The sequence below is a fragment of the Shinella oryzae genome (assembly GCF_023038235.1).
Classification (GTDB): Bacteria; Pseudomonadota; Alphaproteobacteria; order Rhizobiales; family Rhizobiaceae; genus Shinella; species Shinella sumterensis.
Window position 1 is genome coordinate 1,210,779 of sequence record NZ_CP081988.1, and the last position, 14,624, is coordinate 1,225,402.

At 63.0% G+C, this 14,624-nt stretch carries 13 protein-coding genes; 11 read left to right on the forward strand and 2 right to left on the reverse strand.

The genetic code is table 11. The features are described 5' to 3' along the window. Position 1: 1 nt before the first annotated feature. The 11 genes from urtD (at position 2) to dhaL (K6301_RS21910) (ending at position 12,640) form a co-directional block, all read left to right on the forward strand. A complete protein-coding gene (gene urtD / locus K6301_RS21860; RefSeq protein WP_247220957.1) occupies positions 2-766 on the forward strand; it encodes an urea ABC transporter ATP-binding protein UrtD in 765 nt (254 codons plus the stop codon). A 286-nt stretch (positions 767-1,052) separates the two neighbouring features. Beyond that, complete coding sequence (urtE, locus tag K6301_RS21865) at positions 1,053-1,748, forward strand: urea ABC transporter ATP-binding subunit UrtE (protein ID WP_247220958.1); 696 nt, start codon at positions 1,053-1,055, stop codon at positions 1,746-1,748. A gap of 308 nt (positions 1,749-2,056) precedes the next feature. Then, a complete protein-coding gene (locus K6301_RS21870) occupies positions 2,057-2,260 on the forward strand; it encodes a hypothetical protein (RefSeq protein WP_247220959.1) in 204 nt (67 codons plus the stop codon). Between the two features lie 1,365 nt (positions 2,261-3,625). Next, the gene (locus K6301_RS21875; RefSeq protein ID WP_247220960.1) at positions 3,626-5,104 is read left to right on the forward strand and encodes a sugar ABC transporter ATP-binding protein; all 1,479 of its coding nucleotides are present in this window, start codon (positions 3,626-3,628) and stop codon (positions 5,102-5,104) included. Positions 5,105-5,150: 46 nt separating this feature from the next. Beyond that, positions 5,151-6,155: an ABC transporter permease gene (locus tag K6301_RS21880; protein ID WP_134650191.1), complete on the forward strand. Its 1,005-nt coding sequence runs from the start codon at positions 5,151-5,153 to the stop codon at positions 6,153-6,155. 80 nt (positions 6,156-6,235) lie between these two features. Then, positions 6,236-7,222 (forward strand): substrate-binding domain-containing protein, encoded by a 987-nt coding sequence (locus tag K6301_RS21885; protein WP_134650190.1) that lies wholly within the window; start codon positions 6,236-6,238, stop codon positions 7,220-7,222. A gap of 62 nt (positions 7,223-7,284) precedes the next feature. Next, positions 7,285-8,058 carry an SDR family oxidoreductase gene (locus tag K6301_RS21890; protein WP_247220961.1) on the forward strand — a complete coding sequence of 258 codons (774 nt, stop codon included), beginning with the start codon at positions 7,285-7,287 and terminating at the stop codon, positions 8,056-8,058. Positions 8,059-8,069: 11 nt separating this feature from the next. Next, entirely contained in the window at positions 8,070-9,062 is a 993-nt protein-coding gene (locus tag K6301_RS21895) for a dihydroxyacetone kinase subunit DhaK (RefSeq protein ID WP_247220963.1), read from the forward strand. A gap of 12 nt (positions 9,063-9,074) precedes the next feature. Further along, a complete protein-coding gene (dhaL, locus tag K6301_RS21900) occupies positions 9,075-9,716 on the forward strand; it encodes a dihydroxyacetone kinase subunit DhaL (RefSeq protein WP_247220964.1) in 642 nt (213 codons plus the stop codon). Between the two features lie 139 nt (positions 9,717-9,855). After that, positions 9,856-11,973: a bifunctional sugar-binding transcriptional regulator/dihydroxyacetone kinase subunit DhaK gene (locus tag K6301_RS21905; protein WP_247220965.1), complete on the forward strand. Its 2,118-nt coding sequence runs from the start codon at positions 9,856-9,858 to the stop codon at positions 11,971-11,973. Positions 11,974-12,001: 28 nt separating this feature from the next. After that, positions 12,002-12,640, forward strand: coding sequence for a dihydroxyacetone kinase subunit DhaL (gene dhaL, locus K6301_RS21910; RefSeq protein ID WP_247220966.1), 639 nt, complete (start codon positions 12,002-12,004; stop codon positions 12,638-12,640). A gap of 42 nt (positions 12,641-12,682) precedes the next feature. On the opposite strand, the gene K6301_RS21915 is transcribed toward dhaL (K6301_RS21910), so the two are convergent. Together K6301_RS21915 and dgoD are read right to left on the reverse strand one after the other, a co-directional pair. After that, positions 12,683-13,462 carry an SDR family oxidoreductase gene (locus K6301_RS21915; RefSeq protein WP_247220967.1) on the reverse strand — a complete coding sequence of 260 codons (780 nt, stop codon included), beginning with the start codon at positions 13,460-13,462 and terminating at the stop codon, positions 12,683-12,685. A 9-nt stretch (positions 13,463-13,471) separates the two neighbouring features. Next, positions 13,472-14,620 (reverse strand): galactonate dehydratase, encoded by a 1,149-nt coding sequence (dgoD, locus tag K6301_RS21920; protein ID WP_247220968.1) that lies wholly within the window; start codon positions 14,618-14,620, stop codon positions 13,472-13,474. Between the last annotated feature and the right edge of the window lie 4 nt (positions 14,621-14,624).

Consider the following 14,624-nt stretch of genomic DNA (forward strand, 5'->3'; position numbering starts at 1 on the left):
CATGAACACGCTCGCAAGCAATGCGAAGCCCAGCAGCATCCTCTACCTTGACGGCGTCTCCGTTTCCTTCGATGGCTTCAAGGCACTGAATTCGCTCTCCTTCGTCATCGAGCCCGGCGAACTGCGCGCCATCATCGGCCCGAACGGCGCGGGCAAGACGACCATGATGGACATCATCACCGGCAAGACACGACCGGATTCGGGCGAGGTCTTCTTCAAGGGCACGGTCGATCTCACCCAGAAGGACGAGGCGGAGATCGCCCAGCTCGGCATCGGCCGCAAGTTCCAGAAACCGACGGTGTTCGAAAGCCATACGGTCTGGGACAATCTGGAACTGGCGCTCAACCGCAAGCGCGGCGTCTTCTCAACGCTGTTCTATCGCCTGACGGCCGAGGACAGGGAGCGCATCGAGGAAATCCTCTCCACCGTGCGTCTCACCAACCGCAAGGACGACTATGCCGCCAATCTCAGCCATGGGCAGAAGCAATGGCTGGAGATCGGCATGCTCTTGGCGCAGGAGCCGGAACTGCTTCTGGTCGACGAGCCCGTCGCCGGCATGACGGATGCGGAGACGACGGAAACGGCGCTCCTTTTGAAGGAGATCGCCAAGACCCGCTCGGTGGTGGTGGTCGAGCACGACATGGGTTTCATCCGCGATCTCGGCGTGAAGGTGACATGCCTAGCCGAAGGCGCCGTCCTGGCCGAAGGCTCCATCGATTTCGTCAGCGCCGATCCGAAGGTGATCGAGAACTATCTGGGGAGATGAGGGTGTATTCGGTATTTTCGTCGTTGGAATTCGCCGCAGCGATACCCCCTCCGCCCTGCCGGGCATCTCCCCCCTTGAGGGCAAGGTCAAGCCCCTCTGGAATGCAATCATCGCCACGATCCCCTTCTCCCCCGAGGGGAGAAGGTGCCGGCAGGCGGATGAGGGGGAGGTCTGAGGCGGAAATGATTGATATGATCCAATCGTGCCACCCCCTCATCCGGCCCTTCGGGCCACCTTCTCCCCGTGGGGGAGAAGGGAGTGCGGCATCGTCCTGCGGAGATTTTCCATGCTGAACGTCGAAAAAGTCAACCTACACTATGGCGCGGCGCAAGCGCTGCGCGGGGTATCGCTGACCGCGGAGATGGGCAAGATCACCTGCGTGCTCGGCCGCAACGGCGTGGGAAAGTCGAGCCTGTTGCGCGCCATCACCGGCCAGCATCCGCTTTCGGGCGGCTCCATCGGGTTCAACGACGTCAAGCTCGACGGCATGGCGCCCTATAATCGTGCCAAGCAGGGCGTCGGCTATGTGCCGCAGGGCCGCGAGATCTTTCCGCTGCTGACCGTGAAGGAGAATCTCGAATCCGGCTATGCCCCGTTGAAGCGCTCCGAGCGATTCATCCCCAACGAGATCTTCAGTCTCTTCCCGGTGCTGCACACCATGCTCGGGCGGCGGGGCGGGGATCTGTCCGGCGGCCAGCAACAACAGCTTGCCATCGGCCGGGCGCTGGTGACGCGACCCAAGATCCTCGTCCTCGATGAACCGACGGAGGGCATCCAGCCCTCCATCATCAAGGATATCGGCCGGGCGATCCGCTACCTGCGGGACTCGACGGGCATGGCCATCCTGCTGGTTGAGCAATACCTCGATTTCTGCCGCGAACTCGCCGACCACGTCTACATCATGGATCGCGGTGAGATCGTGCACGAGGGCGCGGCCGAGACCCTTGATACGCAAGAGGCGCGACAGCACCTTACGGTCTGACGCAGCCCTTCAATCCACAGCGCCATCCCTAATGTGTTCCGGCGTGGCGGTCGACCCAACTTCGGTGCGGAAGGCTGACCCTGACCGTGCCGCAGAAACAGAAAATTCATCAGCGAGTTGACCACTCCAGACCGGGGCCATCCTTCCTCGCCGAAAGGGGTCGAACGTCGACGCTTAATCACATCTCCCAAATGTCCGGAGCATCAACGCCACGGAAAAGCATTTCCGAGGCAACCGGACCGGATGGAACGGCGCCACCCCTCCGAGCGTTTTCTAAGCTTGCGAAAGCCGAGATCACGGAGAGAGACATGGACGACGACCTCATTGCCCGCCTCAATACGGCAGGCGCAAGCTTGCGCCAGCGAGCGTTGGAAATTGATAAAACCAGCGGAGACCGAGATACCGCTCTTCTCATGCAAGGATTGGCAACGGCTATCGATGCGATCAATGCGCTGGCGGTTACTGCCGATCGCTTAGACGGTCCATCCGGACTTGGCCGACGCGGCGACTAGTGGACGTCTGCCGGCCGTAGCCGAATCTCTCACGGCCATTTCGTATTTGTTCGGGATTTCGGGCGTTATCGCCCTCGATCGCCGAACTGTTTTGGCTTATGACGGCTCCGAGGTCGTACAGATGGATGCCTGTAGCCCGACGGCCGGTCACTCGCTTTGGACTCCTTAAGCGCGAAACAAAGCCTGGTAAAGCGATCGCGCACCAACTTCAACTTTTCGGCCGGCGCGATCGGCAAGTCTACGACAGGCATCAATTCACGAACGACTGCTTTCGCAGCTCGTCTGACTGCTATTGGCAAATCTGTCGCCTTGAGCATGCCTCCTGCAATTTCATACATTCTCCGATAGCTGCGCGCATCGTCGAGGGCCTTGGTCCAAGCGCAATCAGTCAAACTCTATTCCCGTCACAGATGCCCCATCTCGGACCGTAACGCATCAGAGCTCGATTGGTGGTTCAGCGCAGGGAAGCATGATTAACAGTCCCTTAAGCAGATCGATCAGAACGGCCGGACCAAGCGCAGAAGGTCGGACGTCTCGCGAACACCGGCGGAATAGGCCAGGAGCATCTTTCGAGCTCGATCGCGCGCCAACCGCCCATCGGGATCACATCCGTACTCGCCACACCACCACTTAACCAGACCGCGAAGCTTCTCGACTTCTTCCGGGTCGAGAGGCGCGACAACGATCAACTCCCCATTAAACATGGTAGCCTCCGTCAACAGGCATTCATTGCCTGCTTCAGGAGAGTAGAGTGTACTAATTTAAGAACAAGTTATAATTGCAGACATGTTTCCATATGGTTGCCGAATGTTTACGACCGGGAAGGAACGGCAAACATCAGCACAATCTTTATGAATGGATACTTTGCTACCGAACGGGAGCAAAGCCTCCATTGTTCTTCACTTTCCATCCTCCAGTTCCCGTTCGGTGTCACAATAATCACGTAACGCTCCCGCTTGGGAGACCTTGTTCGACCTGATGATCGGCAACGTCGATGCCCACGCCAAGAATTTCGCCCTCCTCTATGAACCCACCGGTGGCGTCCGCGTTCCGACTCATCCTGCCCGACGTCGTCGGCCTCCCAAATTGTCTCGATGCAGCCCTGTCTCGACCGGTTTGGATAGGGGTCATCTTCCCGCGCCAAAACGGCTCAAACTACGACGCCCAATCATTCCCCAACCCTCCGCTGTTTCAGCGGAGGGCTCGTTGTTGCTCAAGGCACTTCTGGCACCTCCGCATCTCAGATTTTACAAATGACAGACATCATTAGAAATTTGTCAGAACCATCGTTGACATTTGTCGACGGCTGATCTTATTTTGTAAAACGCGATGGGAGAGCATCGCGCGAAATGCCGGGAGGAATGCATGCAGCCACTTCTGAAAGTGGAAGGACTGAGAAAGTCCTTCGGCGGCGTTGCCGCGCTTCGTGACGGCCGGTTCGAGCTCGAAGCAGGCTCGGTGCACGCGCTGTGCGGCGGCAACGGCGCCGGCAAGTCGACCTTCCTCTCCATTCTCATGGGCATCCACAAGCGCGATGGCGGCACGATCCTGCATCGCGGCAGTCCGGTGGAATTCGCCAACCCCGCAGAAGCGCTGCGCTTCGGCATTGCCATCATCGAGCAGGAGTTGAGCCCGGTCCCGCACATGACGGTGGCGGAAAACATTTACCTTGGCCGTGAGCCGTCCGCCCGCTTCGGCGGAATCGATTTCAAGACCATGAACCGCAATGCGCAGGCGCTGCTCGATCGGCTCGAATTCAGCATCTCAGCCACGCAATACATGATGAACCTCTCGGTGGCGCAGATGCAGCTCGTCGAGATCGCCAAGGCGCTGAGCCATGAGGCGGATGTCATCTTCATGGACGAGCCGACCTCGGCCATCGGCGAGAAGGAGGCCCAGCACCTCTTCTCCGCCATCAAGCGCCTGAAGGCCGAAGGCAAGGGCATCGTCTACGTCTCGCACCGCCTCTCGGAAATCTTCCAGATCGCCGACAGCTACACCGTCTTTCGCGACGGCGGCTTCGTCGGCGCAGGCAAGCTTGCCGATATCGATCGGCCCGGCCTCATCCGAATGATCGTTGGCCGCGAACTGGGCGAGGAATATATCAAGACCAATACGCCGACCGATGTTTCAGGCCTGGAAGTGTCCGGCCTGTCGGCCCCCGGCAAGATCGAGGACATCTCGTTTACGGCGCGCAAGGGCGAGATCTTCGGCATCTACGGCCTGATGGGCTCCGGCCGCACGGAAATCTTCAACTGCCTGTTCGGCATGGACAATCCGTCGGCCGGCGACATCCGCATCGAAGGCAAGGCCGTCACCATTCGCCAGCCGTCCGACGCCATGGCCGAAGGTATCGCCTTCGTGACCGAGGATCGCAAGGTCACGGGCCTCAACCTCTCCGACACCGTGCGCAATAATATCTGCCTCGCCAGCCTGCCGGAAATGAGCCCGGCCTTCGTGATGCGCAGGAGCGAGGAACAGGCGGCCAGCGCCGACATGATCGACCGCTTCGCCATCAAGGCGGCGCGCGACACGATGCCCGTCTCAGGCCTATCGGGTGGCAACCAGCAGAAGGTCGTGCTCGGCAAGTGGTTTTTGCGCCAGCCGCGCGTGCTGCTGCTGGATGAGCCGACCCGCGGCGTGGATGTCGGCGCCAAGCGCGAAATCTACCGCATCATCTGCGATTTCGCCGCCGCGGGCGGCACGGTCGTGATGATCTCGTCCGAAATCGACGAAATCCTGGGCATGTCCGACCGCATTCTCGTGATGCGCGCGGGCCGGTCGGCCGGCATCCGCAACAGGCAGGAAACGGACGCCCAGACGCTCGTGCATCTGTCGACCTGACCCGTGCAAAGGCCCGAACAAAAACCGCGTGACAAGAGGTAAGACCGTGTCCAGCATCGAAAACAAGCCCGCCGGAAACTGGCTGAACTCCGATCGCCGCAGGCTGATCGTGCAGGAATACGGCATCTTTCTCGCCTTCCTGCTGCTGGTGGCTATCCTCTCCGTCTCGAACGAGTTCTTCCTGACGCCCGGCAACATTTCCAACGTGCTGCTCCAGACGTCGATCAACGGCATCCTCGCCATCGGCATGACATTCGTCATCCTGACGCGCGGCATCGACCTTTCGGTCGGCTCCGTCGTGGCGCTGGCCGGCATGGTCAGCGCGAGTTTCGTGACAAGCTCGGCAACCGCCGGCATCGCCGGGGCGCCCTATCCGATGGCCTTGGCGCTGGCCGCCGGTATCCTCGTCGGCGTCGCCTGCGGCGCGGTGGTCGGCCTCATCGTCTCGCGCTTCTCCGTTCCCGCCTTCGTGGCGACGCTCGGCATGCTGTCGGCGGCGCGCGGCGCCACGCTGATCTATGGCGGCGGCCGGCCGGTGCCAGGCCTGAGTGCCGAGTTCCGCTGGATCGGAACGGGCAACATCCTCGGCATTCCCATGCCGGTCATCCTGCTGGCGCTGGTCTTCGGCATTTCCTGGTGGGTACTGACGCGCACGCGATTCGGCCGCTACATCTACGCTGTCGGCGGCAATCCGCATGCCGCCAAGACGTCGGGCCTCAATGTCAGCCGCATCCGCTTCATGGTCTATGTCATCTCGGGCGCGCTGTCGGGCCTTGCCGGCATGATCCTCTCGGCCCGCACGGGTTCGGCCCTTCCACAGGCCGGCATCGCGTATGAACTCGATGCCATCGCGGCTGTCGTCATCGGCGGCACCAGTCTCTCGGGCGGCGTTGGCCGGGTGACGGGCACGCTGATCGGCGCGCTCATCATCGGCGTCATGAACAACGGCCTCGATCTGATGGGCATCCAATCCTACTACCAGCAGGTCCTCAAGGGCGCCCTCATCGTCGGCGCCGTGATGCTCGACCAGAAGCGAAATCAGGGCCTCTAGCCCCCAAAGACCGGGCCCGGTGCCCGTGCACGGAACGGCACGCCGGAGGGCGGCCGCAATTCTCAAAGGAGGAGAATGACATGAAGAAACTGATGATCGCACTCGCCTCGGCGACGGTGCTGCTCGCCTCGTCCGCTTTCGCTCAGGAGAAGCTGAAAATCGGCGCGGCTCCCTACGGCCTCAACGCTGAATTCATGCAGATCTGGTCGGCAGCCCTGGAACAGCATCCGGCCGTTAAGAGCGGCGAAGTCGAACTGACCGTCTTCGACGGCCGCTACGACGCGCTGGTCCAGCAGGAACAGTTCAACACGATGATCACGCAGAAGTTCAACGCAATCATCTTCGTGCCGATCGACATCGAGGCCGGCGCCACCGCCGTCCAGGCCGCGCATGACGCCGGCATTCCCGTGGTCGGCTCCAACACCCGCGTGAACTCCGACCTTCTCGCCTCCTATGTCGGCTCCGACGACACGATCTCGGGCTACATGGAAGCCAAGGCCGTGCTCGACAAGATCGGCTGCAAGGGCAATGTCGTGATTCTGGAAGGCCCCATCGGCCAGTCGGCGCAGATCTCGCGCCTGGAAGGCAACAAGAAGGCGCTTGCCGAGTGCCCGGACGTGAAGGTGCTGGAGCAGCAGACCGCCAACTGGTCGCGCGCCGAAGCCCAGACGCTGATGGAGAACTGGCTGACCTCGCATTCCGGCCAGATCAACGGCGTCATCGGCCAGAACGACGAGATGGCGCTCGGCGCAATCGAGGCGATCAAGTCGGCCGGCCTGAAGACGGACGATTTCGCCATTGCCGGTATCGACGGCATCACCGATGCGCTGACGGCCGTCAAGGAAGGCACGATGACCTCGATCCTCCAGGACGCCCGCGCACAGGCACAGGGCGCGCTTGACCTGGCCATCTTCCATGCCAGGAAGGGCGACTACAAGCCGGAATCCGATATCTGGGCACAGTATCCGGACATGCCGTTCAACGACGGCAAGGACAAGGAATACAATGTTCCGTGGACGCCGGTCACGGCCGAGAACGTCGACAAGCTCCTTGAAATGCGCAAGTAAATTGATCCGCGGGGCGGCCTGGTCGCCGCCCCGCCCTAAAAAATCTCTCGAAGGCTGAACCGATGACCGACACACCTCCCAAGATCGATCTCAACTTCCAGCTCGACGGCAAGGTCGCGCTGGTCACCGGCGGCGCGTCCGGCATCGGCTCCGCCATCGCGTCTGCCTTCGCCGCCAAGGGTGCGAAGGTCGCCGTGCTCGATATCAATGCCGATGTCGCACGGAAGAAGGCGGAAGAGCTGGGCGGCGCGGCGAAGTCCTTCGTCTGCGATGTCTCCAACCCTGCCTCCGTCGAGAAGGCCGTTTCCGACGTGGTCGCTGCCTTCGGCAGCATCGATATCGCGGTCAACAGCGCGGGCATCGTGGCGCTCGCGCCGGCCGAAGACCTGACGCTTGCCCAGTGGGACCGGACGATCGACATCAATCTCAAGGGCTCCTTCCTCGTCACCCAGGCGGTGGGCCGCGCCATGATCGCGGCCGGCAAGGGCGGCAAGATCGTCAACCTCGCCTCGCAGGCCGGCACGGTCGCCATCGAGGAGCATGTCGCCTATTGTGCCTCCAAATTCGGCGTCATCGGCATGTCCAAGACCTTCGCCGCCGAATGGGGCAAGCACTCCATCACCGTCAACACTATTTCCCCCACCATCGTCCTCACCGAGCTCGGCAAGCAGGCCTGGGCCGGCGAGAAGGGCGAGAACGCCAAGAAGCGCATACCGAACGGCCGTTTCGCCTTCCCCGAGGAGATCGCCGCCGCCGCCGTGTTCCTGGCCTCGCCGGGCGCCGACATGATCAATGGCGCCGATCTGCTGATCGACGGCGGCTACACCATTCTGTAAGAGGATTTGTCATGCAGCGTTTCATCAACGACCCGGATCTGGTGGTCGAGGACACCGTCAAAGGCTTCGTGAAAGCCCATTCCGATATCGTTCGCCTGGCAGAAAACCCGCGCGTCGTGGTGGCGAAGGATGCCCCCGTTGCCGGCAAGGTCGGCGTTGTCACCGGCGGCGGTTCGGGCCACGAGCCGGCCTTCATCGGCTATACCGGCAAGAACATGCTGGATGCCGTCGCCATCGGCGAACTCTTCTCGTCGCCGACCGCCAAGAGCTTCCATGACGCCATCCGCGAAGCCAATGCGGGCAAGGGCGTCGTCGTGCTCTACGGCAACTATGCCGGCGACAACATGAACGTGAAGATGGCGATGAAGCTCGCCGCCAAGGACGGGATCGATGTCGCGACCGTCGTCGCCAACGACGACGTCTGCTCCGCCCCGCCTGAGGAGCGCGAAAAGCGCCGCGGCGTGGCCGGCGAGATCTTCATGTGGAAGATGGGCGGCGCGAAGGCCGCGACCGGCGCAAGCCTCGAAGAGGTCCGCGCCACCGCGCAGAAAGCCATCGACAATTGCCGTTCGATCGGCGTCGGCCTCGGCCCCTGTACCCTGCCCGCCGTCGGCCATCCGAATTTCCAGATCGAACCGGGCACGATGGAGGTCGGGATCGGCCACCACGGCGAGCCGGGTGTGCGCGTCGAAAAGCTCAAGACCGCCGAAGACGTCGCAAGGGACATGGTGAAGATCGTGCTTGACGATCACAACCTGCCCTCAGGCACCGAGGTGGCCGTGCTGGTCTCCGGCCTTGGCGCCACGCCGCTGAACGAGCTCTATATCCTCAACGACACGATCGAGAGCGAGATTTCCGCCCGCGGGTTGAAGATCCGCAAGACCTGGATCGGCAACTATTTCACCTCGCTGGAAATGGTCGGCGCGACGCTGACCGTCATGGCGCTCGACGATGAACTGAAGACGCTGCTCGAGGTCGAGACGCGTTGCACGATCATCCTGTAACGGAGGACGCCCATGCAGACTTTCGACAATGCCTCTTCCGGCGCCATCGTGCTGTCGATGGCCGAGCGGATCATCGAGAACCGCGCCTATCTCAGTGAAATCGACGGCAAGATCGGCGATGGCGACCACGGCGTGAACATGGCCAAGGGTTTCGGAATGGCGGCCGAGCGCCTGAAAGGCACGGACGCCTCGCTTTCCGGTGCGCTGGATACGCTCGGCACGGTGCTGATGACGGAGATCGGCGGTTCGATGGGCCCGCTCTACGGCGTCATGTTCACGGAATTCGCCGAAACGATCGAGGGCGTGGAGAAGATCGACGCCGCAGCCTTTAGCAAGATGCTGCATGCGGGCCTCGCCGGCATCCAGTCCATCGGCTCGGCCAAGGTGGGCGACAAGACGCTGCTCGACACGCTCGTGCCCGCGGTGGAAGCCTTCGACACGGCAACGGCCGAGGGCAAACCGTTCGGTGCCGCGTTGGAAGACCTCGTCGCCGCCGCGGAAAAAGGCCGCGATTCGACGATCGACCTGGTGGCAAAGATCGGCCGCGCCAGCCGGTTGGGCGAACGTTCGCGCGGCGTCCTAGATGCCGGTGCGACGTCCTGCGCCATCCTGCTCAAGGAATTGTCCGACGGCGCGCGCGCCCGTCTCGCCTGATAGCCGGCACTTAGGTTCCTCCCGGGATGCGCGGCCTGTCCTCCATGGCGGGTCGCGCACCGCTTTTTTGCCGAAGCATGTTGCAAACCGGCGGCGTTGCTTTCATCTTCGCCGCCATAACGGGGGAACGGCGAAACCGATGGCATTGAAGACTTCCGCGCCGCGCAAGGGTGTCGCCGGCCGCACGAATGGCGCGGACGGTCTCGACACCATTCCCCTGCGCTATGGCGACGACCCCTATGTCTGGGCCTGCTGGCTCTATTACGAAGACGGCATGACGCAGGGCGAGATCGCCGAGGCGATGGGCGTGTCGCGCGCGACCGTCAACAGCTACCTCGCCGAGGCCCGCGAAAAGGGCATCGTCAACATTTCCATCGAGCCTGCGCGTCTCGCCTCACTCACCATCGCGCAGGAACTGAAACGCCATTTCGGCCTGGCCGACTGCCTCGTCGTGCCCAATGACGACGATACGCGCCCGCTGATCGGCAGGCTCGGCGCGGCCGGTGCTCAGGCGCTCTCCAAGATGATCAAGTCCGGCGACACGCTCGCCGTCGCCTGGGGCCGCACGATCCTGTCGGTCGGTGAGCATTTGCAGACGGGCCCGTTGCAGGACGTGACCGTCGTGCAGGCAACGGGCGGCACCACCGCGAGCTTCGCCTACACGCCCGAACTCACCGCCGCCGCCGTTGCGCGCGCCATCTCCGCGCGCTGCGTCAACATTACCGCACCGGCCATCGTCGGGTCCGCGCAGATGCACGACATGCTTCTGGCCGAACCGCTGATCCGCGAACAGTTCGAAACGCTGGCGCGCGCCAACCGCGTCGTCTTCGGCATCGCATCGCTGCGTCCCAACTCGACCATCCACACCAGCGGTTTCTTCGAAACCGTGCCCTTGCAGCACTACCTCGCCAAAGGCGCCGCGGGCGTGTTGGCCGGCCGCTTCATCGATGAGCGCGGCCGCCCCGTTGCGGGCCCGCTGGACGACCGCACCATCGGCATCTCGCTGGACATGCTACGCGACATTCCCACCCGTATCGCCATTGCCGGCGGTTTCGACAAGGTTCCCGCGCTGCTGGCCGCGCTGCGCGGCGGTTATGTCAACGTTCTGGTGACGGATGCGGCAACCGGCGCCGGCATCCTGCGCGCCGACGGCGTCACCAGCCTCGACGGAAAGCTCTCGCAGCGGCAGAGAAGCGTGCCGGTCGCCAACAGCTACCGCACCCACGTCAAGAAATTCCTCAACAATCCCAACGATGTCGTCGAGGAAATGCTGGACGGACTGATCGCCGCGCACAGGCCTTACATTGAGACAGTGGGCATATCCCGCCGGGCGCTCGTCGCGCGCAACGGCCCGCGTCCGGGAAAGGTCGGCCTCGTCATCGGCGGCGGCACGGGGCACGAGCCCTGCTTCGTCGGTTATGTCGGCAAGGGGCTGGCGGATGCGGTAGCGCTCGGCAATATCTTCTCCTCGCCGCCACCCGATCCCATCGTCAAATGCGCGGTCGCGGCTTCCGGCGGCGCGGGCGTGCTTTTCGTCTACGGCAACTATGCCGGCGACGTGATGAATTTCGAGATGGCCGCCGAGCTTGCGGAAGAACAGGGCATACCGATCCGCACCGTGCTGACGACCGACGACATCGCCTCCTCGCCCGTCGAGGACAAGGAGGGACGCCGCGGCGTGGCCGGCAACTTCTTCGTTTTCAAGATCGCCGGCGCGGCCTGCGACCGCGGCCTGACGCTCGACGAATGCGAGGCAATCACCCGCAAGGCGAACGACCGTACCTATACGGTGGGCGTGGCGCTTGAGTCCTGCTCGATGCCGCAGACACGGCGGCACAATTTCGAGATCGGCCCTGACGACATGGAGCTCGGCATGGGCATCCATGGCGAACCCGGCGTGTCGCGCGAGCGGCTGCGCACCGCCGACGAGATCGTCGATGCGATCATGGACAACATCTTCAAGGAGATGAAGGCGGAGGCGGGCGACAAGGTGGCGGTTCTCGTCAACTCCTTCGGCGCCACGCCGCTGATGGAGCTGTACATCCTCTATCGCCGGGTGGAGCAGCGGCTCGCCGCCAAGAATATCGAGATCGAGGCTAACTGGGTCGGGCACTACTGCACCTCGCTGGACATGGTGGGCGCCTCAATCTCGATCCTGCATCTCGACCGCCAGCTGACCGAGCTTTTGTACCATCCGTGCCGGACGGCGATCCTGACGATCGAGGGGCATGAAACGAACGGGGCGGCGCGCGGCTGAGGCCGTTTTGCCCAATGGGGAGGAAGACATGTCGGAAACTGCGGCGCGGACGCTCGCCCGGATGTTCGAACGGATGTCCGAGGTGATCGAGGCGGAGAAGGATCATCTCTCCGAACTCGACGGCGCCATCGGCGATGGCGACCACGGCATTACCATGTCCATCGGCTTCAAGGCGGTGACGACGGCGCTGGCCGGCATGAACCTCGAAACGGCCAGCCCCTCCGACGTGATGTCGACGGCAGCGAGCGGCTTTCTCGACGCCGTCGGCGCTTCCACCGGCCCGCTCTATGCAACCGGTTTCCGCCGCGCCGCACAGGCCCTTTCAGGCCGCGACACACTCGACCTGCCAGCCTGCCGCGACATGCTGACGGCCATTTCCGAGGGGATCCGCGACCGTGGCAAGGCGCAGCGCGGCGACAAGACCATGCTTGATGTCTGGCTGCCCGCCGCCGAAGCCGCGACGGTCGCGGTCGCCAACAACCTGTCGCGGCCGGCATTCTGGGAAGCCGTGGAGACCGCTGCGGAAAATGGCGCAGCCGCCACAGCAACGATGATCGCGACAAAGGGCCGCGCCGCACGCCTGCGCGAGCGCTCGCTCGGCCATGCCGATCCCGGCGCAGTCTCCGCAGCAGCCCTCATCAAGGCCATCGCCAGCCTGCAACCGTAATCGCATGAAGAACGGGTAAGGCCGCGATGATGGAGGCCCAAGTCAGCCCGGATGGTGCAGTACGGTCAACCCGCCGTCCGCGGTCAGGCAGGTTGCATTGATGAAGGGGCACTCGTCCGAGACAAGGAAGAGCGCGGCCATGGCAATCTCTGCCGGTGTCGCGATCCGGCCGCCGGGATGCAGCTTCATCGTCTCGGCCTCGGCCGCGATGGGATCGGGAAAGCTGTTCCAGTAGTCGATGACCTTCTGCGTGCGTACATAGCCGGGCGCGAGCGCATTCACCCGCACGCCCTGCCCCGCATATTCCAGGCCGAGCGCTTTCGTCATGCCGAGAAGGGCATGCTTGGCGACGGGATAGGGGAATGTATGCGGAATGATCGTGAAGGCGTGCGTCGAGGCAATGTTGAGAATGACGCCGCCGCCCTGTCCGATCATGCCCGGCAGCACGGCCCTGCTGCAGTTCCATGCCCCCTTGAGATTGATGTCGAAGCAGCGCTGCCAGTCCGCATCGCTCATCTTCAACGGTTCTGAAAAGACGTTGACGCCGGCATTGTTGACCAGGGCATTCGGTTGCCCGATCTCCTTGTCCGCCGTTGCGACCGCCAGCTCCATCGCCTCCGCATCGGTGATATCAGCCGCCATGATGCCGATCCGGCGAGCCTCGGTCCCAAGCCTAGCGGCTTCCTGGGCCAGGAGGTCGCCGTCGCGGTCGATCAGGAAAAGGGCCGCACCTTCGGCAAGGAAGGCCTCGGCCATGGCGAGGCCGATGCCCTGTGCAGCGCCGGTGATGACGATGCGCTTGTCTTCAAGACGTCCGGCCATAAACTTCTCCTACCACTCGGCGACGCTGCCATCGGCATGACGCCAGACAGGGTTGCGCCAGCGGTGCCCTTCCATTGCCCGCTCGATGACGTAGGCCTCGTCCACCTCGATGCCAAGGCCCGGCCCTTGCGGGATCGACACGAAACCGTCGGCATACTGGAACACCTCCTTGTTGGAGATATAGTCCAGAATGTCGTTGCCCTTGTTGTAGTGGATGCCGAGACTCTGCTCCTGAATAAAGGCATTGTAGGAGACGGCATCGATCTGCAGGCAGGCGGCGAGCGCGATTGGCCCCAGCGGGCAATGGGGCGCCAGTGCCACGTCATAGGCTTCGGCCATCGCCGCGATCTTGCGGCATTCCGTGATGCCGCCGGCATGGGAAAGGTCGGGCTGGAGGATATCGACATAGCCGTCGGCCAGCACGGATTTGAAATCCCAGCGCGAGTAGAGCCGTTCGCCAAGCGCGATCGGCGTCGAGCAGTGGTTGGCGATCTCCTTCAGCGCTTCGCGGTTTTCCGAAAGCACCGGCTCCTCGATGAACATCAGCCTGAACGGCTCGAGTTCCTTGGCCAGAACCTTGGCCATGGGGCGGTGCACGCGGCCGTGGAAATCGGCACCGATACCGATATGCGGGCCAACCGCGTCACGCACCGTGCCGATGGTCGCGACGATCGCATCGATCTTGTCGTTGCTGTCGACGATCTGCATTTCTTCCGCGCCATTGAGCTTGAGGGCCTTGAACCCGCTGGCCACGATATCGCGCGCGTTCCTGGCGACATCCGCGGGGCGGTCGCCGCCGATCCAGCTGTAAACCTTGATCCGATCGCGCACCTGTCCCCCGAGCAGGGCGTGAACCGGCTGGCCATAGGCCTTGCCCTTGATGTCCCAGAGCGCCTGGTCGATGCCCGCCAGCGCCGACATGTGAATGGCGCCGCCGCGATAGAAGCCGCCGCGATACATGACCTGCCAATGATCTTCGATCATCAGCGGGTCCTTGCCGACCAGGTAGTCGGCCAGCTCGTGCACCGCCGCCTCCACCGTCAGCGCACGGCCTTCCACGACCGGCTCGCCCCAGCCGACGATGCCCTCATCCGTCTCGATCTTGAGGAACAGCCAGCGCGGCGGGACGATGTAGGTGGTCAGCTTGGTGATCTTCATAGGA

Coding starts and splice junctions, on each gene's coding strand:
- urtD (WP_247220957.1), top strand. CDS start 2: ATGAACACGCTCGCAAGCAATGCGAAGCCCAGCAGCATCCTCTACCTT.
- urtE (WP_247220958.1), top strand. CDS start 1,053: ATGCTGAACGTCGAAAAAGTCAACCTACACTATGGCGCGGCGCAAGCG.
- K6301_RS21870 (WP_247220959.1), top strand. CDS start 2,057: ATGGACGACGACCTCATTGCCCGCCTCAATACGGCAGGCGCAAGCTTG.
- K6301_RS21875 (WP_247220960.1), top strand. CDS start 3,626: ATGCAGCCACTTCTGAAAGTGGAAGGACTGAGAAAGTCCTTCGGCGGC.
- K6301_RS21885 (WP_134650190.1), top strand. CDS start 6,236: ATGAAGAAACTGATGATCGCACTCGCCTCGGCGACGGTGCTGCTCGCC.
- K6301_RS21890 (WP_247220961.1), top strand. CDS start 7,285: ATGACCGACACACCTCCCAAGATCGATCTCAACTTCCAGCTCGACGGC.
- K6301_RS21895 (WP_247220963.1), top strand. CDS start 8,070: ATGCAGCGTTTCATCAACGACCCGGATCTGGTGGTCGAGGACACCGTC.
- dhaL (WP_247220964.1), top strand. CDS start 9,075: ATGCAGACTTTCGACAATGCCTCTTCCGGCGCCATCGTGCTGTCGATG.
- K6301_RS21905 (WP_247220965.1), top strand. CDS start 9,856: ATGGCATTGAAGACTTCCGCGCCGCGCAAGGGTGTCGCCGGCCGCACG.
- dhaL (WP_247220966.1), top strand. CDS start 12,002: ATGTCGGAAACTGCGGCGCGGACGCTCGCCCGGATGTTCGAACGGATG.
- K6301_RS21915 (WP_247220967.1), bottom strand. CDS start 13,462: ATGGCCGGACGTCTTGAAGACAAGCGCATCGTCATCACCGGCGCTGCA.
- dgoD (WP_247220968.1), bottom strand. CDS start 14,620: ATGAAGATCACCAAGCTGACCACCTACATCGTCCCGCCGCGCTGGCTG.